This window comes from Mycobacterium sp. MS1601 (genome assembly GCF_001984215.1).
Classification (GTDB): domain Bacteria; phylum Actinomycetota; class Actinomycetes; order Mycobacteriales; family Mycobacteriaceae; genus Mycobacterium.
The window spans coordinates 2,464,566-2,485,393 of record NZ_CP019420.1 but is presented as its reverse complement, the minus strand read 5'-3'; the positions used below and the strand labels follow the sequence as shown (position 1 = coordinate 2,485,393).

The window sequence follows — 20,828 nt, the reverse complement described above, 5'->3', positions numbered from 1 at the left end:
TCATCACCATCTCGCTCCTGCTGGCCATGCTCGTCCTGCCCGCCGCACTGCCCCAGGCCGCGGCTGCGGAGCCGGGTGAGGCTCAGTTCCTGGTGATCCACGTCGACCGCGTCACCCCCGAATCCGTCACCACCACCGGCCCACCCACCGTCACCGTGTCGGGCACTGTCGAAAACGTCGGTGACCGCCCGGTGCGTGATGTGGTGGCGCGCCTGGAACGTGCCCCGGCCGTCGAGAACTCCAGCCAGCTGCGCACCGACCTCGGTGGCGAGAACAGCCAGTTCAGTCCCGTCGGCGAGTTCATCGACATCTCCGAGGAACTGCAACACGGCCAGCAGGCACCGTTCGTGCTGTCCTATCCCCTGCGCTCGACCACCGAACCCGCCCTGGACATCCAGACCCCCGGCGTCTACCCACTGCTGGTGAACGTCAACGGCACACCGGATTACGGCGACCCGGCCCGCCTCGACGACGCCCGGTTCCTGCTCCCCGTGCTCGGGGTGCCCAGGGCCGACGCACCTCCCGGTGAGGACCCCGGCGTCGACGTGGCTGACGTGGTGGCTCCCGACACCTCCCGCCCGGTCCCGGTGACGATGCTGTGGCCCCTGGCCGATCGCCCGCAACTCGCACCCGGAGTGCCCGGCGGCACCACCCCGGTGCGGCTGGCGGACGACTCGCTGGCCACCTCACTGGCTCCCGGCGGCAGGCTCGACATGCTGCTGGCGGCCGCCGAGTTCGCCACCGGACCCACCGTGGACCCCGGCGGTGAGATCACCCGCGCACTGTGTCTGGCCGTGGACCCGGACCTGCTGGTCACCGTCAACGCGATGACGGGCGGCTACGTGGTGGGTAACTCCGCCAATCCACTGGCCCCGCCCAGCAATCCGGGCGGTGGGCAGGCCGCGGCGACGGCGTGGCTGGACCGGCTACGTGAGCTGGCCGGCCGGATGTGCGTCACGGCGACGCCGTACGCCCAGGCCGACCTCGACGCCGTCGACCGCGTCGGCGACCCGAACCTCGGCACGTTCGCCACCACCACGGTCTTCGATCTGGTGGACCAGATCCTCGGGGTCACCTCGACCCGCGGGGTGACCGTGGTGGGCGACGGCCCACTGACCAGCCGCGTGGTGCACCTGCTGACCGACCACGGACCCACCGTGGCGATCGCGGCGGCCGACGGCTTCGCCACGGACGAGAACACCGGTGACCCGGTCACCGCCGACCTGTCCCCGCGACGGCTGTCCGGGCAGGTGGTGACAGTGCCGTTCGATCCCACAGTGGGTGCCGCGCTGGCTGCCCTCGGAAGTCCTCCGACGTCGCCGTCGTATCTGGACTCGTCTCTGACGGTGCCGCTGGACCACGATTCCGAGGTGTCACGACGCCAGGACGCGCTGTCGGCCATGGTGTGGCGCGGCTTGCACCCGAGCACCGAACCGCGCGCTCAGGTGCTGGTGCCACCGCTGACGTGGAACCCCGATGCCGACGACGCCCAAGCGGTGCTGACCACCCTGGCCACCAGCATCCGCTCCGGCCTCGCGGTGCCGGAGCCGCTGGCGGACGTCATCGCCGGCGCGGAGGCGGTGCACGGTCCGCTGCAGCCGGTCTCCGCGGCCGCTGACAACAATCAACAGGGCCGCATCGACGACGCCGTGGTAGCGCAGCTGTCCGGCGAACTGGGCCGGCTGTGGGGGCTCACAGCGGCGCTGACCACCAACACCCAGACCGGCCTGACGGGTGTGGCGTACACCGCGCCGCTGCGCGAGGACATGCTGCGCGCGCTCAGTCAGTCCGAGCCTGCGCAATCCCGCAACGAACTGGCCCGGCAACGCCTGGGGGTGGTCGGCGGCACCATCGAGGACCTGTTCGGCGCCGTCACCATCGTCAACCCGGGTGGCGCGTACACCCTGGCCACCGAACGCAGCCCGCTGCCGCTGGCTCTGCGCAACGACCTGGCGGTGCCCATCCGGGTGCGCCTGAACCTCGACGTCCCTCCGGGGATGACGGTCGAAGACATCGGTGAGCAGGAGCTGCCGCCGGGTTACCTGCCGATCCGGGTGCCCATCGAGGTGCACTTCACCCAGCGCGTCGCCGTCGACGTGTCGCTGCGCACCCCGGACGGGCTGGCTCTGGGTGAGCCGGTACGGCTGTCGGTGAACTCCAACGCCTACGGTCAGGTGCTGTTCTTCATCACCTTGGCAGCGGGCGCCGTGCTGGCACTGCTGACCGGACGCCGGCTGTGGCACCGCTTCCGCGGCCAACCCGACCGCGCGGATCTGGACCGTCCCGAACCCGGGCAGACGTGAGCACCACCGGGCGCCAACCACAGCGGCGCATCCCAGCGGGCAAGCCCAGTGAGCCGCCCCGAAGCACCCGGCAGGATCCCCGCCGCCCAACCCGCCCGCAGCCCGTCTACGTCAAGCGCACCCCTGCCACCAAAGCGGTGCGCGCTGAATTGTCCGATTCGGCGGTGGTGTCGCGGTCGTGGGGCATGGCGTTCGCGACGCTGATCAGCCGGATCACCGGCTTCATCCGCATCGTGTTGCTGGCGGCCATCCTGGGCGCGGCGCTGTCGAGCACCTTCACGGTGGCCAACCAGCTGCCCAACATGATCGCCGCATTGGTGCTCGAAGCCACTTTCACCGCGATCTTCGTGCCTGTGCTCACCCGCGCCGAACGCGATGATCCAGACGGCGGGGCGGCCTTCGTCCGGCGGCTGGTCACCCTGGCCACCGCGCTGCTGCTGGCCACCACGGTGCTGTCGGTGCTCGGCGCGCCGCTGCTGGTGCGGCTGATGCTCGGCGACGATCCACAGGTCAACGAACCCCTGACGACGGCCTTCGCGTATCTGCTGCTGCCCCAGGTGATCTTCTACGGCCTGGCGTCGGTGTTCATGGCGATCCTGAACACCCGCAACGTCTTCGGTGCGCCCGCCTGGGCACCCGTGGTGAACAACATCGTCGCCATCACCACCCTGGTGGTCTACCTGCTGGTGCCCGGAGAGCTGTCGGTGGACCCGGTGGAGATGGGCAATACCAAGCTGCTCGTCCTCGGAATCGGCACCACCCTGGGCGTCGTGGCGCAGACCGCAATCCTGTTCGTGGCCATCCGCAAAGAGAAGATCAGCCTGCGCCCACTGTGGGGCATCGACGACCGGCTCAGACGCTTCGGTGCCATGGCCTCGGCGATGGTGCTCTACGTCTTGATCAGCCAGGTGGGTCTGGTGATCGGTAACCAGATCGCCAGCACCGCAGCGGCTTCCGGGCCGGCCATCTACAGCTACACCTGGCTGGTGCTGCAACTGCCGTTCGGCATCATCGGGGTGACGGTGCTGACGGTGGTGATGCCGCGGCTGTCCCGCAACGCCGCCGCCGAGGACACCAAGGCCGTGCTGGCTGATCTGTCGCTGGCCACCCGGCTGACCATGATCACGCTGATCCCGATCGTCGCAGTGATGACCGTCGGCGGCACCGCGATCGGCAGCGCGCTGTTCGCCTACGGGAACTTCGGTCAGGTGGACGCCAACTACCTCGGCCTGGCGATCGCACTGTCGGCGTTCACGCTGATCCCCTATGCCCTGGTGCTGTTGCAGCTGCGCGTCTTCTACGCCAGGGAGCAGCCGTGGACCCCGATCGCCGTCATCGTCGTGATCACCGCGGTGAAGATCGCGGCGTCGTTCGCAGCGCCGCACCTGACCGACAACCCGGAGATGGTGGCGGGATATCTGGGCCTGGCAAACGGCCTGGGCTTCCTGGCCGGCGCCGTGCTCGGTCACATACTGCTGCGCCGCACCCTGGTGCCCCGGGGTGGTCGCCTGCTGGAGCTGCCGGTGGTGCGAACCATCCTGGTGACCATCACGGCATCACTGCTGGCTGGCCTGGCGGGCGTGGTGGTCGACCAGCTGTTGGGGCTGGAGTCGCTGACCACCAACGCCGGCGCGATGGGCTCACTGCTGCGGCTGAGCATCCTCGGTGTGCTGATGCTGGGCATCGTGGGCGTGGTGCTGGTGTGGGCCAAGGTGCCCGAGGCATCGGCAGCTGTGTCGATGGTGCGCCGCCGGCTGAGACCGAGTATCGGCCGAGCTGACCCAGGATCGACGGCTGTGGGCGTCCCGTACCCTGAGCACAGGAATCTGCCGGGAGGGCGGCCCAGCCGTCCGCCCGCACCGCGCGGCGGAATGGGGAAAGGACCGATGGCGAGCGACGAGACCTCGGGCGACCCGGAAACCGGGACCCCGACGACCAAGCTGCCCCAGACCGCCGACGAGTTCCAACCCGACTTCCACCCGGACTTCGAGTCCGAAGCACCCACCTCGCACGTCGGGAAGGTGCCAGCTCCGGAACCGCCGAAGCGGCCAGGCGCCGATTTCGCCGGCGATCCGACCCGCGAACCGATCGCGTTCGATGCTCCCCGCGAACCTGTGATGGATGGGGCAGCCCCGGACGACGTCCACCTGATCCCCGGCGCCAGCATCGCCGGCGGCCGGTACCGGCTGCTGGTGTTCCACGGCGGGCCGCCGAATCTGCAGTTCTGGCAGGCACTGGACACCGCGCTGGATCGCCAGGTCGCACTGACGTTCGTCGACCCGGACGGCACCCTGGCCGACGACGAACTCGACGCCATTCTCAGTAACACACTCAAGCTGTCCCGCATCGATCTGCCCGGTATCGCACGGGTGCTGGACGTGGCCCGCAGCGGCTCGGGTGGACTGGTGGTGTCCGAGTGGATCCGGGGCGGATCACTGCAGGAGGTGGCCGATACGTCTCCGTCGCCCATCGGCGGGGCGCGGGCCATCCAGTCACTGACGGCCGCCGCCGATGCCGCCCACAAGGCCGGGGTGGCGCTGTCGCTCGACCATCCCAGCCGTGTCCGGGTCAGCATCGAAGGTGATGTCGCCCTGGCGTTCCCCGCGACACTGCGCAACGCCGATCCCGAAGACGACATCCGTGGCATCGGCGCAGCCTTGTACGCCCTGCTGGTCAACCGCTGGCCGCTGTCGGAGCACGGCACCCCCAGCGGGCTGGCCAAAGCCGACACGGATTCGGCAGGACATCCCGTGGAACCGGCGACGGTGGACCCCGACATCCCGTTCCCGATCTCGGCGGCGGCTTCCCGCTCCGTCCAGCCTGGCGGTGGAATCCGCACCGCCGCAACGCTTTTGAATCTGCTGCAACAGGCCACCGCAGAGGCCGACCGCACCGACCTGCTGGAACCGGTACCGTCCGGGCCCGCGCAACGCGGGCTGGCCGCCAGACTGGCCTCCACCGATGACCCGGACTCCCGCAGCCGCAAGCGACGTGGGGTGCTGATCGGTCTCGGCGCAGCCGCCGTGGTGATCGTGGTGGCGCTGGTGCTGCTCGCCTCGGTGCTCAGCCGCATCTTCGGTGACGTCGGCGGCACCAGCATCGGCGACCAGCTGGGCCTCAATCCACCGTCTGAAGAGTCGTCGAGTTCGCCGGCGTCCGCCACCCCCGGCAGCACGGTGCGACCCGTCGCCGCGACGGTGTACTCACCCCAGGGTGAGGCCGACAACCCCGGTCAGGCCAGCGCTGCGTTCGACGGTGACAGTGCAACCGGATGGGCCACCGACACCTATTCCGATCCCGACCCCTTCCCGAGTTTCAAGAACGGTGTCGGCCTGGTTCTGCAGCTGCCGTCACCGACTCGGGTGGCCTCCGTCGAGCTGCAAGTGCCGAGCACCGGGACGCAGGTCCAGATCCGGGCCGCTTCGACGGCCAATCCGGCCACGCTCGAAGACACCACCGCGCTGACCCAGCCGCAGACCATGCAAACCGGCAAGAACACCATCCAGGTGAACGCCGAGGCGCCCACCACCTATCTGCTCGTGTGGATCTCGAAAATGGGCACCACCGACGGCCAGAGCCGTACCGAACTCAACAACATCGTGGTCCGCGCCGCCTCGTAGCTGTGCACAGGGCGCCGCCGCGGTGAAGTGCCCGGCGCCGCACCGCGCCCTACCGTCTGGGCGTGCCCAGGATCACCGCAGAAACCGCCCGCAGTGACGCAGACCTGCTGGCCGCCCATGCCGCTGGTGACCCGCACGCGTTCGGCGAGCTGTTCCGCCGCTACCACACCCCGCTGATCCGGTTCGCCCGCAAGCACTCCCGCTGCCGCGAGGACGCCGCCGACGCGGTCCAGGAAGCCATGCTGGCGGTGCACCGCGGAGCACCGACGTTTCGCAGTCACTCCACGGTGGGCACGTGGCTCTTTCGCATCGTGTCGAACAAGTGCGTGGACCAGCGGCGCCGCGATCAGCGCTGGAGAGCTTTCCCCGGGGACCGTGACTGGGAGGTTCCCGTCGATCCTTGTGATGCGATACCCACCACCCACCTGATCCACCTGGCACTTGCACTGTTGCCCGTGGATCAGCGTGCCGCGGTAGTGGCGGTCGACATGCAGGGGTACGCGGTGGCTGACGCCGCCCGGCTGCTGGGTGTCCCAGCCGGCACGGTCAAGAGTCGGTGCGCACGGGGCCGGGCCAAACTGGCGGTACTGCTCGCGGACGCCGATGCGAGAAACTGACAGGGTGCTGTATCCCACCAACCGTCGTCGGCGGAACCGTCCCGCCCATGCGGCCCGCCCACCCCTGCGGGTGGCCGGAGCGCTGGCAGGCCTGGTGGCCATCGTGGTGGCAGTGGTGGTGGCAGTGCGCGCCTTCAGCGGCGACCCGGCCCCGGCCGCGGACACCCTCGTGACGGCGCGGTCCCTGACCGTCACCATCCCGCAGCACGTGGTTCCGCTGACCGCCGACGAGCTCGCGGACCTGCAGACTCAACCCCCTGATCTGGGCGTCCTGGCCCAGCCCGCGCGGCTGTCCTCCTGCCTGGCCGGCCTGGGCTACCCATCGGCCACCGAAGTGTTGGGGGCCCGCCCCGTCGAGATCAACGGCCGCCCCGCGGTGGTGCTGCTGTTGGCTGCCGACGACCCCGCCCTGGTGACCGCGCTGGCGGTGACGCCGCAGTGCAGTGTTGCCAACACCGGGCTGCTGGCGGACACCACTGTGCCCAGGACTTCCCGGCCATGACATCGAGCGCCGTGGCGCGTCCGGGAACACCCCCGCTTACCCTGGTGTTGCAAGAGCAGATCGTTCATACGTGTGAGAAAGGCCCGCATGACTGAGCAATCGTCCATTCATGACGTCATCGTCATCGGATCCGGCCCCGCCGGATACACCGCGGCCGTCTACACCGCGAGGGCGAACCTGTCCCCCGTTGTCTTCGAGGGCACGTCGTTCGGCGGCGCGCTGATGACCACCACCGAAGTCGAGAACTTCCCCGGCTTCAAGGACGGGATCATGGGCCCCGAGCTCATGGACCAGATGCGCGAGCAAGCGCTGCGTTTCGGCGCCGACCTGCAGATGGAGGACGTCGAGGCCGTCGACCTCGAGGGTCCCGTCAAGACCGTGACCACCGCGGGCGGCGAGGTGTATCGCACCCGCGCCGTCATTCTGGCCATGGGCGCCGCTGCCCGCTACCTCGGCGTTCCCGGCGAACAAGAGTTGCTGGGCCGTGGTGTCAGCGCCTGCGCCACCTGTGACGGTTTCTTCTTCAGGGACCAGGACATCGCCGTCATCGGCGGCGGTGACTCCGCCATGGAGGAAGCCACCTTCTTGACCAAGTTCGCTCGTAGTGTGACGCTGGTCCACCGCCGCGAGGAGTTCCGCGCGTCCAAGATCATGCTCGAGCGCGCTCAGGCCAACGAGAAGATCCGCTTCCTGACCAACAAGCAGGTCCTGGCCGTCGAGGGTGAAGGCACCGTCAGTGGCCTGAAGGTCCGTGACACGGTCACCGGCGAGGAAACCACGTTGGCGGTGACCGGCGTGTTCGTCGCCATCGGACACGACCCGCGGTCAGCGCTGGTCCGCGGCATCGTCGACCTCGACCCCGAGGGCTACGTCCTGACCAAGGGCCGCACCACCGCCACCTCGGTGGAAGGCGTGTTCGCCGCAGGCGACCTGGTGGACCACACCTACCGGCAGGCCATCACCGCCGCCGGTATGGGCTGTTCGGCGGCCATCGACGCCGAACGCTGGCTGGCTGAAACTCCCGTACCTTCGCAGAACCCCGACACCGATCTGATTGGAGCACCGCAATGAGCGCCGACAGCGCCACCGTCACCGTTTCCGACGACTCGTTCACCCAGGACGTCCTCAACAGCACCACGCCGGTACTGGTGGACTTCTGGGCCACCTGGTGCGGGCCGTGCAAGATGGTGGCCCCGGTACTCGAGGAGATCGCCAGTGAGAAAGCGGGCCAGCTCACGGTCGCCAAGCTCGATGTGGACGCCAACCCCGAGACCGCCCGAGATTTCCAGGTGGTCTCCATCCCGACCATGATTCTGTTCCAGAACGGCGAGGCCGTGAAGCGCATCGTCGGGGCCAAAGGCAAGGCTGCCCTGCTGCGCGAACTCGGTGACGTGGTTTCCTAGTACGTAGTTTCAAGGCCGGAGCGCGCGTGTCGCTGACGGCACGCGCGCTCGCCTGGTGTTTTACGGAATCGGGCCGCCGTCTGAGAGAATACTGACTAGTCTGCCTTGCCCTGGTTGGCTGCTTCTTCGGCCGCCAACCTCCGTGACCGAAGGGCCCTGTACATGTCGAGTCCGCGCCGCGGAGAAGCCGGTGACGCTTTGCGTCTCGGCGATCGTGGTGTCGCGGTTGCCGAAATCAGGGGTGCTCTGGGAGCGCTGGGTCTGATTGAGAACCCCGACGATGATCTGACCACCGGCCGCCACGTCGCCGCCGACGTCTTCGACGCCGACCTGGACCATGCGGTACGCGATTTTCAGCAGCGACGTGGTCTGCTGGTCGACGGGATCGTGGGCGAAGCAACCTACCGCGCACTCAAAGAAGCCTCCTACCGGCTGGGCGCACGTACCTTGCACCACCAGTTCGGCGCGCCGATGTACGGAGACGACGTCGCCACCCTGCAGGCCCGCCTGCAGGATCTCGGCTTTTACACCGGCATGGTCGACGGCCATTTCGGCTTGCAGACCCACACCGCGCTGAGTTCCTACCAGCGGGAGTACGGACTGGCGTCCGACGGGATCTGTGGTCCGGAGACCCTGCGGTCCCTGTACTTCCTTGGCCCGCGGGTCACCGGTGGGTCACCCCATGCCATCCGGGAAGAAGAGCTGGTGCGTCGGTCCGGACCCAAGCTCTCCGGCAAGCGGATCATCATCGATCCGGGCCGCGGCGGTGCCGACCACGGTTTGATCACACAGGGTCCAGAAGGCCCGATCAGCGAAGCAGACGTGTTGTGGGACTTGGCAAGTCGACTCGAAGGTCGGATGACGGCCATCGGCATGGAGACGTTCTTGTCCCGGCCGGCCAATCACAGCCCCTCGGACGCCGAGCGGGCCGCCACCGCCAACGCGGTGGGTGCCGACCTGATGATCAGCCTGCGGTGTGCCACCCAGGCGTCCCCTGCGGCCAATGGCGTCGCCACCTTCCACTTCGGCAACTCCCACGGATCTGTGTCCACCATCGGCCGTAACCTGGCCAGCTTCATCGAACGGGAAGTGGTGGCGCGCACCGGTTTACGTGACTGCCGCACCCACGGCCGCACGTGGGACCTGCTGCGACTCACCCGGATGCCCACCGTACAGGTGGACATCGGCTACATCACCAATCCCCGTGACCGGGCCATGCTGGTGTCATCGCAGACTCGTGATGCCATCGCCGAAGGTGTGCTGGCCGCAGTCAAGCGGTTGTATCTGCTGGGCAAGAACGACCGTCCCACAGGCACTTTCACGTTTGCCGAACTACTGGCTCACGAAGCAGCCATGGGCCAGGCGGCGGCAGCCCGACTCAGCGGCTCCTGAGAGCCCCCTGCCGGAACGCACGCACTGCGGCGGACCCGGCCCCCACCGGCACCTGCAGTTGTGCGCTCTCCAGCAGACGTTCCAGTGCTGCCTCCACTTCGGCTTTCCAACCGAGGCCCTTGTCGAGTTCCAGCCTCAGCCGCGGGAAGTAGCGGTGGTGGGACACCACGACAAAGCCGACCTCCTGGAGGAAGTCGGCTTCGATCATGCATTGGTCGAAGGCGCAGTCGCCGAGCGCTTCCACTGCCAAGTCCAGCGTGGGGTCCGCTGTCGCCGGATCCAGTAGCTCTGCCGCGTCAGCGGTGCGGCCAAAGGCTTCCAACGCACGGACACCGCGGCGCACCATCTCGGTGACCACCTGTGCCACCAGGCTGTGCGCCAGACCATCGATGCCCGCCTCGACGCCCATGGAGGTGAGCAGGACCGCGTCGGCGCTCACCGGACCCGTCGGGAATCGCAGCGCCCGGGGCACCGCGTGCGGCGGGGCGTACAGAATGTAGCCGAGACAGGGCGGCTCGCTGTCGGTGTCGTCGGCAGCGGGTATGGCCGAGGCCACCTGGCCGCACGAGCCCCACTCGAGCATGACCATCGACAGCCACGCTTCTTTCTCGAACTCAGGATCTGTCAGGTGATCCTCTCCCCCGACTGTGTCCGGATCGACTTCCCAGAAGACACATCGGCGGGCGTGCTTGGGCAACTGCTCGAACGCCTCGAGGCGTAGCGGAGATATACGAGCAGACACTTAGCTTCCCGGGCCTTTCTGCGGAGCGAGCCCCTCCAGGATAGGAGAGAATCGCCGTACCCGGCCAGGACGCGGCCCGATTGTCGAAGCTCCGCGCACCGAAGGGTGAATCTGCTTGTGTCTCAACAGGTTTCCACCGTTGGTGGCCGATTCACAGCGTCCAGACCATCGTGGCGTCACAGTGACGTTTCTCCCGAAGGTAACCGGTCACAGAAAAACGACGCACTCACGACTTGTTTCGGTCCATCATGTCCACGATGCGCTGCAAGTCGTCCACGGATCCGAACTCCACTACGATCTTGCCTTTGCGCTTACCCAGGCTCACTGTGACCCGGGTGTCGAATGCCCCTGACAACCGCTCGGCGACATCCTGCAGACCCGGCATCTGGATCGGCTTGCGGCGCGGGGCCGACGGAGCCTTTCCATCACCTCGGTTGGCCAGCGTCACGGCTTCCTCGGTGGCTCGCACCGACAGGCCCTCCGCCACGATGCGTGCTGCCAGTTCCTCCTGCGCCTCGGCTCCCGCTTCCAACGCCAACAGCGCCCGGGCGTGGCCCGCGGACAGCACTCCCGCAGCCACCCGACGTTGGACCGCAATCGGCAGGCGGAGCAGTCGGATCATGTTCGTGATCAACGGCCGCGAACGCCCGATACGCGAGGCCAGTTCGTCGTGGGTGACCCCGAACTCGTCGAGCAGCTGTTGGTACGCAGCCGCCTCTTCCAACGGATTGAGCTGGGCGCGGTGGATGTTCTCCAGCAGTGCGTCGCGCAGCATGTCATTGTCGGTGGTCTCCCGGACAATCGACGGGATGGTCGCCAGGCCCGCCTCTTGGGAAGCACGCCAGCGCCGCTCCCCCATCACCAACTGGTAGCGGGCCGGTGCGCCGGGAGCGTCCGTCGGAAGCGCGCGCACCACAATCGGCTGCATCAGGCCGAATTCTTTGATGGAGTGCACCAGCTCGTTCAGCGCCTCCTCGTCGAAGACCTGTCGCGGCTGGCGCGGGTTGGGCTCGATCGCAGCCGGATCGATTTCCCGATACACCGCGCCGGCTTCGTTGACCGCCGCGGGCGGACCCCCGATCAAGACATCGGCCGCTGCGCTACCCAATTTGGGGCTCAACGTCCCTGTGTCGCCATCCGCCGGACCCGTCGGGATCAGCGCGCCCAGGCCGCGGCCGAGGCCACCCTTGCGACGTGATGGCTGGCTCATGCGTGTCCCTTCGGTGTAGCGGCACCGCGCTCGGCGAGTTCGCGGCTGGCATCCAGATAGCTCATCGCTCCCCTGGAGCCGGGATCGTAATCGATGATGGTCATGCTGTATCCCGGTGCTTCGGAAACTTTGACACTGCGCGGGATGACGGTACGCAATACCTTTTCGCCGAAGTACCGACGAACTTCGTCGGACACCTGGTCGGCCAGCTTGGTCCGGCCGTCATACATCGTCAGAAGCACCGTGGTGACCTCCAGACCGGGGTTGAGATGTGCCTTCACCATCTCGATGTTGTTCATCAGCTGTGACACGCCTTCGAGGGCGTAGTACTCGCACTGAATGGGAATCAGCACCTCCGGTGCCGCGACCAGAGCGTTGAGCGTCAACAGTCCCAGTGACGGTGGGCAGTCGATGAACACGTAGTCGAAGTCTGAGTCCGCGAGCTCTGTCAGTGCGTTGCGTAGCCGGTTCTCCCGCGCAACCAGCGAGACGAGTTCGATCTCGGCGCCGGCCAGATCGATGGTCGCAGGCACGCAGAACAGCCGCTGATTGTTCGGGCTCTGCTGTACGGCCTCGTGCAGTGACACCTCGCCGATCAGAACCTCGTACGACGACGGTGTTCCAGATTGCCGACGCTCGATACCGAGTGCGGTGCTGGCGTTGCCCTGTGGATCGAGATCTATCACCAGCACGTTGAGCCCCTGCACCGCGAGCGCCGCAGCCATGTTCACTGCTGTCGTGGTCTTACCCACGCCGCCCTTCTGGTTGGCGATCGTGAAGACACGGCGGTGATGTGGGCGTGGTAGCCGATTCGCCGCGTGCAACACGTGCATGGCACGTTCGGCGGCGGCGCCGATCGGCGTATCCGAACTCCCCCTGTTAGACCAAGTTTCACGTGAAACATTGGTCCCGCGCGGTGGCACTGTCATCGACCCCTCCTGCCCGACGGCTTGCGCTGTCGATGTCTTGACTCCGCCGTGCGCCGAGCCACGACTACGGTTGCCGGTGGATCTAGATACTCCACGCCACATCTCATCACTTTCGCATCAACCACGCCCAACGTTGTCATCACTCTGCCGTGCTCATCGATCTCCGACTCAGCACGATCCCCTTTGAGAGCGAGCATCAGTCCGTCCGCCTTCAACAGAGGAGCAGTCCACCGGGTCAGTTTGTCCAACGACGCGACCGCTCGCGAAGTGACGAAATCGAAATCCGAATTCGCTCGAGCGGCTGGCTCCTCCGCACGATGACGAGAAACCCGCACAGACTCCAGGCCCAGCTCCTCGATCACGAACTCCAAGAAGACCGTCCGGCGCAGCATCGGTTCGATGAGCGTGATGTCCAGGTCTGGGCGCGCAATAGCAAGCGGAATGCCGGGGAGTCCGGCACCGCTTCCGACGTCGGCACCCCGCTGCCCTTCCGCGATCAATTCGGCAATCGCCGCGCTGTTGAGTACATGGCGATCCCACAGCCGTTCACTCTCGCGCGGGCCTATCAATCCTCGCTCCACACCGTCGGTCGCGAGAATCTCCACATAGCGCTGCGCCAACGGCAAACGGCCGCCGAACACATCGGCGGCCGCTGCTGGTGCACTCGCCGCGTGGTCGTGTTTCACGTGAAACATCCTCCCCCGGTCGACGAGAACTACATAGATGTAACTAGATCAGTCAACCAGGATCACAACACGCCGCGACGGCTCGACGCCCTCGCTTTCACTGTGCACACCGGAAACCGCTGCCACAGCATCGTGCACGATCTTGCGCTCGAACGGTGTCATCGGAGCCAACTGCTCACGCTCGCCACTCTCCAACACCCTCCGGGCGACCTTGTCCCCAAGCGCGGCCAACTCGTCGCGACGACGACGGCGCCAGCTTGCGATGTCGAGCATCAGCCTGCTGCGCTCACCGGTCTTCTGATGCACTGCCAGCCGGGTCAGCTCCTGGAGCGCGTCCAGAACCTCGCCTTTGCGCCCGACCAGCTTCACCAGGTCCTCACCGCCGTCGATACTGACCACAGCGCGAGAGCCTTCGACGTCAAGATCGATGTCGCCATCGAAGTCCAGGATGTCGAGGAGTTCTTCGAGGTAATCGCCGGCGATCTCGCCTTCGGCGACCAGCTTCTCCTCCTGGTCACCTGACTTGCCCTCGGCAACGGCGCCGCCGTCCTGGGACTCCACTGTCTCGGGAGCCTCGACCTCGGTGTCCACGGGGTGTTCGGTGGTATCTGCTTCAGTCATTTCCATCCCTCTCAGTCACACTGTGGCTTCCACACGTTGCCGATGAACCTCAGAAGGTCAGGGGCACCACAGCGTCGGTCTCTTGTGCTGCGCGTGAGGCAGATATTGACGCCTCAGCGACGAGCCACGGTCAGCGTTTACGTTTCTTGGGTTTGGCTCCAGGACGCGGAGTGTTGGTCGTCGGCGCTGTCCCGGTTGTCTTGGGTGTCTCGGCCTCGCCATCGGCGTCCGACACCGTCGCCTCGCCCGACTCATCGGTGGCAGAAGTGGAAGCCGCGGCACCGCCGGCCTTCTTCTTCGGCTTGGCGCCAGGCGCAGGCGCGTTGGCGGCCCGCCGCTCCAGAGCTTCCTGCTTCTTGGCTTCTTCTTCTTCTTCGATCTTGCCGAAGACGTAGTGCTGCTGGCCGAAGGTCCAGATGTTGTTGGCGAACCAGTACAGGATGATCGCCAGCGGCAGGAACGGACCGCCCACCGTCACACCCAGCGGGAAGACGTAGAGCGCCAGCTTGTTCATGATCGCGGTCTGTGGGTTGGCCGCCGCCTCAGGGCTCTGTCGCGCAATCGACGCCCGGCTGTTGAAGTACGTCGCCACACCCGCGGCGATCATCACCGGGACACCGACGAGGATCACCGCCGTACGGTCGAACACGGTGAAAGCATCCAGACCGGTGGTCTGGATCATGGTGGCGCCCAGCGGCGCACCGAACAGGTTCGCGTCCAGGAAGTTCCGCACGTCGGCAGCGCTGAAGAAATAGTTGGCGGTCTGCGCGTTCTCGGCCACCGACAGCTGGAGCTGGCCGAAGCCACCCTGGGTGCGGTTGAAGGACCGCAGCACGTGGAACAGGCCGATGAACACCGGGATCTGCGCCAACATCGGCAGGCAGCCCAGGATCGGATTGAAGCCGTGCTCGCGCTGGAGCTTCTGCATTTCCAACGCCATGCGTTGGCGGTCCTTGCCGTACTTCTTCTGCAAGGCCTTGATCTGGGGCTGCAGCTCCTGCATCTGACGAGTGGTGCGGATCTGTCGCACAAACGGCTTGTACAGAATGGCCCGCAGTGTGAACACCAGGAACATCACCGACAGAGCCCAGGCGAAGAAGTTTGTCGGACCGAGAAGGAACGCGAACGCCTTGTACCAAAGCCACATGATCCCGGAGACCGGGTAGTAGATGAAGTCCAGGCTGAACCAATTAAACATACGACTCGTTTCTGCCGTCGCTCACGGCATCTGTGTCTGGAGTCCTGTCGGGACGTTCCGGGATCGGGTCCCATCCTCCCCGATGCCATGGGCCGCACTTCGCCAGGCGAACCACCGTCAACCAGGAGCCGCGGAACAAACCGAACTCGGTGAGCGCATCGACGGCGTACTGACTGCAGGTCGGGGTGAACCGACACGTCGGCAATCGCAGCGGCGAGACGGTGTGGCGGTAGAGCTGAATGAGGAAGATCAGCGTGCGAACCGGCAGTTGTCGGTTCATCTGCGCACACCCAGTACATGGTGGGTGCGCTTCAACCCGGCTTTCAACTGACGGTCCAAGGATGTCGACGACGCGTTTGCGCTCCCGGGCAGCGCCCGGATGACGACGCGGTCACAGGGCTCCAGATCGTCGATCACGGTGCGGGCGACATGGCGAAGCTTGCGGGCGACACGATGCCGCACCACAGCGGATCCGACCGATTTGGCGACGACGAGGCCGATTCGTGGCCCGTCGGGATGGCCCTCGTCGCAGCGATGATGAACGACGAGGTCAGACTGCGCCGCCCGGGCCCCACATTTGACGGTGGTACCGAAGTCGGTGGACCGGGTCATCCGATACTGCGCGGGGAGCAACGTCGGAGACTGCCTGTGTGAATCAGGCAGTCAGCGAGCGACGCCCCTTGCGGCGCCGGCCGGTCACGATCGCGCGGCCTGCGCGCGTGCGCATCCGGAGTCGGAATCCGTGCACCCGCGCGCGGCGCCGGTTGTTCGGCTGGAAGGTCCGCTTGCCCTTGGCCACGGCTGTCTCTCCTCGTTGCGTTTGGCCACGACACCCACCTGCATTCACAGGCGAACACCATGGCCGTTGGTAAGCTCATGCGTCTTGCTCGTAACCGGCGCGGTTCACACGGATCGACAAACCAATCCGGGTTCGCTGCCGTGCCGCCGACGTTCGGGCGACTGTTCGAGGGTACTGACGTGCTTGCGCTGGGTCAAACCTGCTAGTTCTCCGCCCGCCCGAACCGGAAACACCAACCTCAGACGGGTCACCGGCATCAACCCGCGCACGTGCCGGCGGTGTGCGGGCGGAACCTTTCCGGAATGTTGTGGAACGGTTGGCACTCCGAGATAAAACTGTTAGCTTCTGCCAATGCCGTTTCCGACCGGGACGGCCGAGACCACGAAGCGAGGATGCCGGGTCGAGAGCCTCCATGGACCGCACCGCCCTGGTCATCAGCGCGGGCCGTCTGTGAATCGAACCCACATCGCGTCGCCGCTACACTGCCAGACGAGGACAACCGTCGCCCTGTCCACATCTGTGGATAACTCTGTGGATGGTTGCTCTCCATTGGTCGGTTATGCACGGAAGCTGTTCGAATCAGGGGGATCTGTCGTTGACTGATGACCCCGGTTCCACCTTCGCCAGCATGTGGAGTGAGGTCGTTTCCGAACTCAACGGCGATCTCCCCTACCCCGCGAACGGCGCCAATGGGGAAAGCCTGGTCCGCCCACTGACCCCGCAGCAACGTGCGTGGCTCAAGCTGGTGCAACCGTTGACCATCGTCGAGGGCTTCGCCCTGCTGTCGGTACCCAGCAGCTTTGTGCAGAACGAGATCGAACGTCACCTGCGCATTCAGATCACAGACGCACTCAGTCGCCGGTTGGGCCAACGCGTCGAGCTCGGTGTCCGGATCGCCCCGCCCGCCGACACCGACGGCGACGGTTCCCAGACATTGGTCACCGATCTCACTCCTGAGATTCCCGACACTCCCGCGGACTCCGACGAGGTCGACGAGGACAGCGAGGCCCTAGCCAGCGCCCACGAGAGTTGGCCGTCGTACTTCAACGGCCACCGCAACACCCAGCCGTCGCCGGCCGCCGAAGGTGCCAGCCTCAACCGCCGGTACACCTTCGACACCTTCGTCATCGGCGCATCCAACCGGTTTGCGCACGCCGCCGCGCTTGCGATCGCCGAAGCCCCCGCGCGGGCCTACAACCCGCTGTTCATCTGGGGTGAATCGGGTCTCGGCAAGACCCATCTGCTGCATGCCGCGGGCAATTACGCCCAACGTCTCTTTCCGGGCATGCGCGTGAAGTACGTCTCGACCGAGGAATTCACCAACGACTTCATCAACTCACTGCGCGACGACCGCAAGGTCGCGTTCAAACGCAGTTACCGCGATATCGACGTCCTGCTGGTTGATGACATCCAGTTCATCGAGGGCAAGGAAGGTATCCAGGAAGAGTTCTTCCACACCTTCAACACGCTGCACAACGCCAACAAGCAGATCGTCATCTCCTCGGATCGGCCGCCGAAACAGCTGGCCACTTTGGAAGATCGCTTGCGGACCCGTTTCGAATGGGGCCTGATCACCGACGTCCAGCCTCCCGAGTTGGAGACGCGCATCGCGATTCTGCGCAAGAAGGCGCAGATGGAACGTCTCGACGTTCCGGACGACGTCCTCGAGCTCATCGCCAGCAGCATTGAACGCAACATCCGCGAACTCGAGGGCGCGCTCATCCGCGTCACCGCCTTCGCGTCGCTGAACCAGACCCAGATCGACAAGGCCCTGGCCGAGATCGTCCTGCGGGATCTGATCGCCGATGCAGGCACCATGCAGATCAGTGCCGCCACCATCATGGCCGCCACCGCCGAGTACTTCGACACCACTGTCGAGGAACTGCGCGGGCCAGGCAAGACCAGGGCACTGGCGCAGTCGCGGCAGATCGCGATGTATCTGTGCCGCGAGTTGACCGACCTGTCACTGCCTCGGATCGGTCAGGCCTTCGGCCGCGATCACACCACGGTGATGTACGCGCAGAAGAAGATCCTCAACGAGATGGCTTACCGCCGAGAGGTCTTCGATCACGTCAAAGAGCTCACCGCACGGATTCGTCAGCGCTCCAAGCGCTGAATCTCACCCTCATTTTCTTGTCATCACCGACGTCGTCGGCGTGTCGCCGCGCCGCGCGTCCTGCCGATCCACGGAAAAAGTTTCGTCACAGTGATCACTCGAGCCCCACTCACCGTGTGGACGTCGCTGTGGACAACCTGGTTGCCGGCCGCCCAAAATCTGGGAGAGAACCACACAACTTCATGTTGTCCACAGGCCCTCGACGTTGTCCGCACAACGATCCACTGCTTCTCCACAGCCGGATACCGCTCTGGTCAGCATCGGAACCCCGTCATCCACAGTGTGCACAGCCCCTAATACTGTTACTCATCTATATCTCTAATTCTCTTTCCAACAGAAGGGCCTTGGGGACATCCACTCCACACCCGCGCGACGGCGTCTTGCAGCGCAGATGTCGGCCCCATCGATTAGCTTTCAAGTTCCAGGAGAAAGCTCTACGGTGGTTCTTCGACTGCGGCTACGGTCGTTGTGGCGGGGCTCGAGTTGATGACGTCATGGCGGTGGGCAGACCGCCGACCGATGAGCTTTGCTGGACTTGATTTTGTGATTGAAGGGACGCTATGGCCGTGGCCACCACCGTGGGACTGACCGATCTGAAGTTCCGCCTGGTTCGAGATGACTTCGCCGACGCCGTTGCATGGGTTGCGCGCAGTCTCCCTTCCCGACCCACCGTCCCGGTGCTCGCCGGAGTGCTGCTGACCGGGTCCGATGAAGGGCTCACCATCTCCGGATTCGACTACGAAGTGTCTGCCGAAGTGCAGGTTGCGGCTGAAATAGCCTCTCCTGGAAGTGTTTTGGTATCTGGGCGGCTGCTTTCGGACATCACTCGCGCGTTGCCCAACAAGCCGGTGGATGTCAGCGTCGAAGGCACCCGAGTGTCACTGACCTGCGGTAGTGCCCGGTTCTCGCTGCCCACCATGGCCGTCGAGGACTACCCGACGCTGCCTACCCTGCCCGACGACACCGGGATGGTGGCCGCTGATCTGTTCGCAGAAGCCATCGGCCAGGTGGCAGTGGCCGCCGGCCGCGACGACACCTTGCCCATGCTCACCGGTATCCGGGTGGAGATCTCGGGGGACAACGTGGTGCTCGCCGCCACCGACCGATTCCGTCTGGCGGTCCGTGAAGTGACCTGGTCGACAACAGGCCCGGACACCGAAGCAGCCGTATTGGTTCCTGCCAAGACGTTGGCCGAGGCCGCCAAGACCGGGACCTCCGGAACCGACGTTCACCTGTCGCTGGGATCCGGACCCACCGTGGGCAAGGAAGGTCTGCTCGGTATCCGCAGCAGTGGCAAGCGCAGCACCACACGTCTTCTCGACGCCGAGTTCCCGAAGTTCCGCCAGCTGCTGCCCAGTGAGCACACCGCCGTCGCCACCATGGGTGTTGCCGAGCTCACCGAAGCCATCAAGCGTGTGGCACTGGTGGCCGATCGTGGAGCGCAGGTGCGGATGGAGTTCGGCGACGGCGTGCTGCGTCTGTCGGCCGGCGCTGACGATGTGGGTCGCGCCGAGGAGGATCTCGCGGTGGAATTCGCCGGCGAGCCGTTGACCATCGCGTTCAACCCGACTTATCTCACCGATGGGCTCAGTTCGCTGCATTCTGACCGGGTGGCCTTCGGGTTCACCACCCGAGCAAGCCGGCAGTGCTGCGGCCGGCTTCCGGCGATGACACCGAAGCAGCACCTACCGGCAGTGGTCCGTTTCCGGCGAAGCAGACGGACTATGTGTATCTGCTGATGCCCGTCCGTCTCCCGGGCTGATTGTTCCTATTCGTCGAGGAAGGGTATTCGCATGCAGTTGGGTCTTGTCGGGTTGGGCAAAATGGGCTTCAACATGCGCGAGCGGCTACGCCAGGGTGGCCATGAGGTGGTGGGTTACGACCCACGCCCGGAGGTCAGCGATGTGCCCGATCTGGCGGGACTGGCTGCAGCCCTGGAAGCCCCCCGGGTGGTCTGGGTGATGGTGCCGTCCGGACCCATCACCCATGAGACGATTGTCGGCCTGGCCGAGGTTCTCAGCGAGGGTGACCTGGTGATCGACGGCGGAAACTCGCGCTACACCGAGGATGCACCCCACGCAGAACTGTTGGGCCAGAAGGGAATCGGCTTTGTCGACGCCGGCGTGTCCGGCGGAATCTGGGGACTCACCGAAGGTTACGGACTGATGGTCGGCGGCAGTGACGCCGACATCGCACGCCTGATGCCCATCTTCGACACGCTGCGTCCGCCGGGAGCCCTAGAAGACGGCTTCGTCCACGCCGGACCTGTTGGTGCGGGCCACTTCACGAAAATGGTGCACAACGGCATCGAGTACGCGTTGATGACGGCGTACGCCGAGGGCTACGAGGTGTTGGCCGCCGAAGACCTGGTCAAGGATCCACAGGCGGTGTTCCAGGCGTGGACCAACGGCACTGTGGTTCGCTCATGGCTGCAGCAGCTACTGGCCAAGGCACTCAAGGAAGATCCCGACCTGGCTGAGATCAGTGGTTACACAGAGGATTCCGGCGAGGGTCGGTGGACCGTGGAAGAGGCCATCCGACTGCGTGTGCCCGTGCCGGGAATCGCGGCTTCGCTGTTCGCCCGCTTCCTGTCTCGCCAAGATGATTCGCCGACCATGAAAGCCGTTGCCGCACTGCGGAAGCAATTCGGTGGGCATGCGGTCAAGCGGATCGGGCTGTCCGGCTAGGGC

General features: G+C 65.8%; 18 protein-coding genes and 1 pseudogene. 10 read left to right on the top strand and 9 right to left on the bottom strand.

Annotated elements, in window-relative coordinates; genetic code table 11:
• The first annotated feature begins 26 nt into the window (after positions 1 to 26).
• The 7 genes from BVC93_RS12145 (at position 27) to BVC93_RS12115 (ending at position 9,837) form a co-directional block, all read left to right on the top strand.
• On the top strand, positions 27 to 2,303 hold the full coding sequence (locus BVC93_RS12145; protein WP_236950433.1) for a hypothetical protein: 2,277 nt from the start codon (positions 27 to 29) through the stop codon (positions 2,301 to 2,303).
• A gap of 29 nt (positions 2,304 to 2,332) precedes the next feature.
• Complete coding sequence (gene murJ / locus BVC93_RS12140) at positions 2,333 to 5,923, top strand: murein biosynthesis integral membrane protein MurJ (protein ID WP_442929080.1); 3,591 nt, start codon at positions 2,333 to 2,335, stop codon at positions 5,921 to 5,923.
• 56 nt (positions 5,924 to 5,979) lie between these two features.
• Positions 5,980 to 6,540: an RNA polymerase sigma factor SigM gene (gene sigM, locus BVC93_RS12135; RefSeq protein WP_083737477.1), complete on the top strand. Its 561-nt coding sequence runs from the start codon at positions 5,980 to 5,982 to the stop codon at positions 6,538 to 6,540.
• Between the two features lie 4 nt (positions 6,541 to 6,544).
• A complete protein-coding gene (locus tag BVC93_RS12130; RefSeq protein ID WP_083737475.1) occupies positions 6,545 to 7,042 on the top strand; it encodes a hypothetical protein in 498 nt (165 codons plus the stop codon).
• An 87-nt stretch (positions 7,043 to 7,129) separates the two neighbouring features.
• Complete coding sequence (gene trxB, locus BVC93_RS12125) at positions 7,130 to 8,113, top strand: thioredoxin-disulfide reductase (RefSeq protein WP_083737473.1); 984 nt, start codon at positions 7,130 to 7,132, stop codon at positions 8,111 to 8,113.
• Complete coding sequence (gene trxA, locus BVC93_RS12120; RefSeq protein WP_083737471.1) at positions 8,110 to 8,445, top strand: thioredoxin; 336 nt, start codon at positions 8,110 to 8,112, stop codon at positions 8,443 to 8,445. The genes trxB and trxA overlap by 4 nt, the downstream gene beginning before the upstream one ends.
• A 162-nt stretch (positions 8,446 to 8,607) precedes the next feature.
• Positions 8,608 to 9,837, top strand: a complete 1,230-nt coding sequence (locus BVC93_RS12115; protein WP_083737469.1) for an N-acetylmuramoyl-L-alanine amidase — start codon at positions 8,608 to 8,610, stop codon at positions 9,835 to 9,837.
• Here the strand turns inward: BVC93_RS12115 and BVC93_RS12110 are convergent.
• From BVC93_RS12110 to rpmH, 9 genes are all read right to left on the bottom strand, one after another.
• A complete protein-coding gene (locus BVC93_RS12110) occupies positions 9,824 to 10,579 on the bottom strand; it encodes an acetyltransferase (protein WP_083737468.1) in 756 nt (251 codons plus the stop codon). The genes BVC93_RS12115 and BVC93_RS12110 overlap by 14 nt on opposite strands.
• Positions 10,580 to 10,805: 226 nt before the next feature.
• Positions 10,806 to 11,789, bottom strand: coding sequence for a ParB/RepB/Spo0J family partition protein (locus BVC93_RS12105; protein WP_083737466.1), 984 nt, complete (start codon positions 11,787 to 11,789; stop codon positions 10,806 to 10,808).
• Complete coding sequence (locus BVC93_RS12100) at positions 11,786 to 12,718, bottom strand: ParA family protein (protein ID WP_192860279.1); 933 nt, start codon at positions 12,716 to 12,718, stop codon at positions 11,786 to 11,788. The genes BVC93_RS12105 and BVC93_RS12100 overlap by 4 nt, the downstream gene beginning before the upstream one ends.
• A complete protein-coding gene (rsmG, locus tag BVC93_RS12095; protein ID WP_083737462.1) occupies positions 12,715 to 13,413 on the bottom strand; it encodes a 16S rRNA (guanine(527)-N(7))-methyltransferase RsmG in 699 nt (232 codons plus the stop codon). The genes BVC93_RS12100 and rsmG overlap by 4 nt, the downstream gene beginning before the upstream one ends.
• A gap of 39 nt (positions 13,414 to 13,452) precedes the next feature.
• On the bottom strand, positions 13,453 to 14,025 hold the full coding sequence (locus BVC93_RS12090) for a Jag family protein (protein WP_083740983.1): 573 nt from the start codon (positions 14,023 to 14,025) through the stop codon (positions 13,453 to 13,455).
• A 130-nt stretch (positions 14,026 to 14,155) separates the two neighbouring features.
• Positions 14,156 to 15,223 (bottom strand): membrane protein insertase YidC, encoded by a 1,068-nt coding sequence (gene yidC, locus BVC93_RS12085; RefSeq protein ID WP_083737460.1) that lies wholly within the window; start codon positions 15,221 to 15,223, stop codon positions 14,156 to 14,158.
• Positions 15,216 to 15,503 (bottom strand): membrane protein insertion efficiency factor YidD, encoded by a 288-nt coding sequence (gene yidD / locus BVC93_RS12080; RefSeq protein ID WP_083737458.1) that lies wholly within the window; start codon positions 15,501 to 15,503, stop codon positions 15,216 to 15,218. Before yidD ends, yidC begins: the two co-directional genes overlap by 8 nt.
• A complete protein-coding gene (gene rnpA / locus BVC93_RS12075) occupies positions 15,500 to 15,856 on the bottom strand; it encodes a ribonuclease P protein component (RefSeq protein WP_083737456.1) in 357 nt (118 codons plus the stop codon). Before rnpA ends, yidD begins: the two co-directional genes overlap by 4 nt.
• Before the next feature lie 22 nt (positions 15,857 to 15,878).
• Positions 15,879 to 16,022, bottom strand: a complete 144-nt coding sequence (gene rpmH / locus BVC93_RS12070; RefSeq protein WP_005142265.1) for a 50S ribosomal protein L34 — start codon at positions 16,020 to 16,022, stop codon at positions 15,879 to 15,881.
• A gap of 595 nt (positions 16,023 to 16,617) precedes the next feature.
• On the opposite strand from rpmH, the gene dnaA reads away from it, so the two are divergent.
• From dnaA to gnd, 3 genes and pseudogenes are all read left to right on the top strand, one after another.
• Positions 16,618 to 18,138 (top strand): chromosomal replication initiator protein DnaA, encoded by a 1,521-nt coding sequence (dnaA, locus tag BVC93_RS12065; RefSeq protein ID WP_083740982.1) that lies wholly within the window; start codon positions 16,618 to 16,620, stop codon positions 18,136 to 18,138.
• A gap of 560 nt (positions 18,139 to 18,698) precedes the next feature.
• Positions 18,699 to 19,900, top strand: a pseudogene (gene dnaN, locus BVC93_RS12060) (DNA polymerase III subunit beta).
• Positions 19,901 to 19,931: 31 nt separating this feature from the next.
• Positions 19,932 to 20,825 (top strand): phosphogluconate dehydrogenase (NAD(+)-dependent, decarboxylating), encoded by an 894-nt coding sequence (gene gnd / locus BVC93_RS12055; RefSeq protein WP_083737455.1) that lies wholly within the window; start codon positions 19,932 to 19,934, stop codon positions 20,823 to 20,825.
• Positions 20,826 to 20,828 lie beyond the last annotated feature (3 nt).

Bases quoted from the DNA above. Each gene is read 5' to 3' on its own strand.
- trxB (WP_083737473.1), top strand. From the start codon at position 7,130: ATGACTGAGCAATCGTCCATTCATGACGTCATCGTCATCGGATCCGGC.
- rsmG (WP_083737462.1), bottom strand. From the start codon at position 13,413: ATGTTTCACGTGAAACACGACCACGCGGCGAGTGCACCAGCAGCGGCC.
- BVC93_RS12115 (WP_083737469.1), top strand. From the start codon at position 8,608: ATGTCGAGTCCGCGCCGCGGAGAAGCCGGTGACGCTTTGCGTCTCGGC.
- gnd (WP_083737455.1), top strand. From the start codon at position 19,932: ATGCAGTTGGGTCTTGTCGGGTTGGGCAAAATGGGCTTCAACATGCGC.
- BVC93_RS12100 (WP_192860279.1), bottom strand. From the start codon at position 12,718: ATGACAGTGCCACCGCGCGGGACCAATGTTTCACGTGAAACTTGGTCT.
- BVC93_RS12090 (WP_083740983.1), bottom strand. From the start codon at position 14,025: ATGACTGAAGCAGATACCACCGAACACCCCGTGGACACCGAGGTCGAG.
- BVC93_RS12145 (WP_236950433.1), top strand. From the start codon at position 27: ATGCTCGTCCTGCCCGCCGCACTGCCCCAGGCCGCGGCTGCGGAGCCG.
- yidC (WP_083737460.1), bottom strand. From the start codon at position 15,223: ATGTTTAATTGGTTCAGCCTGGACTTCATCTACTACCCGGTCTCCGGG.
- trxA (WP_083737471.1), top strand. From the start codon at position 8,110: ATGAGCGCCGACAGCGCCACCGTCACCGTTTCCGACGACTCGTTCACC.
- BVC93_RS12105 (WP_083737466.1), bottom strand. From the start codon at position 11,789: ATGAGCCAGCCATCACGTCGCAAGGGTGGCCTCGGCCGCGGCCTGGGC.
- yidD (WP_083737458.1), bottom strand. From the start codon at position 15,503: ATGAACCGACAACTGCCGGTTCGCACGCTGATCTTCCTCATTCAGCTC.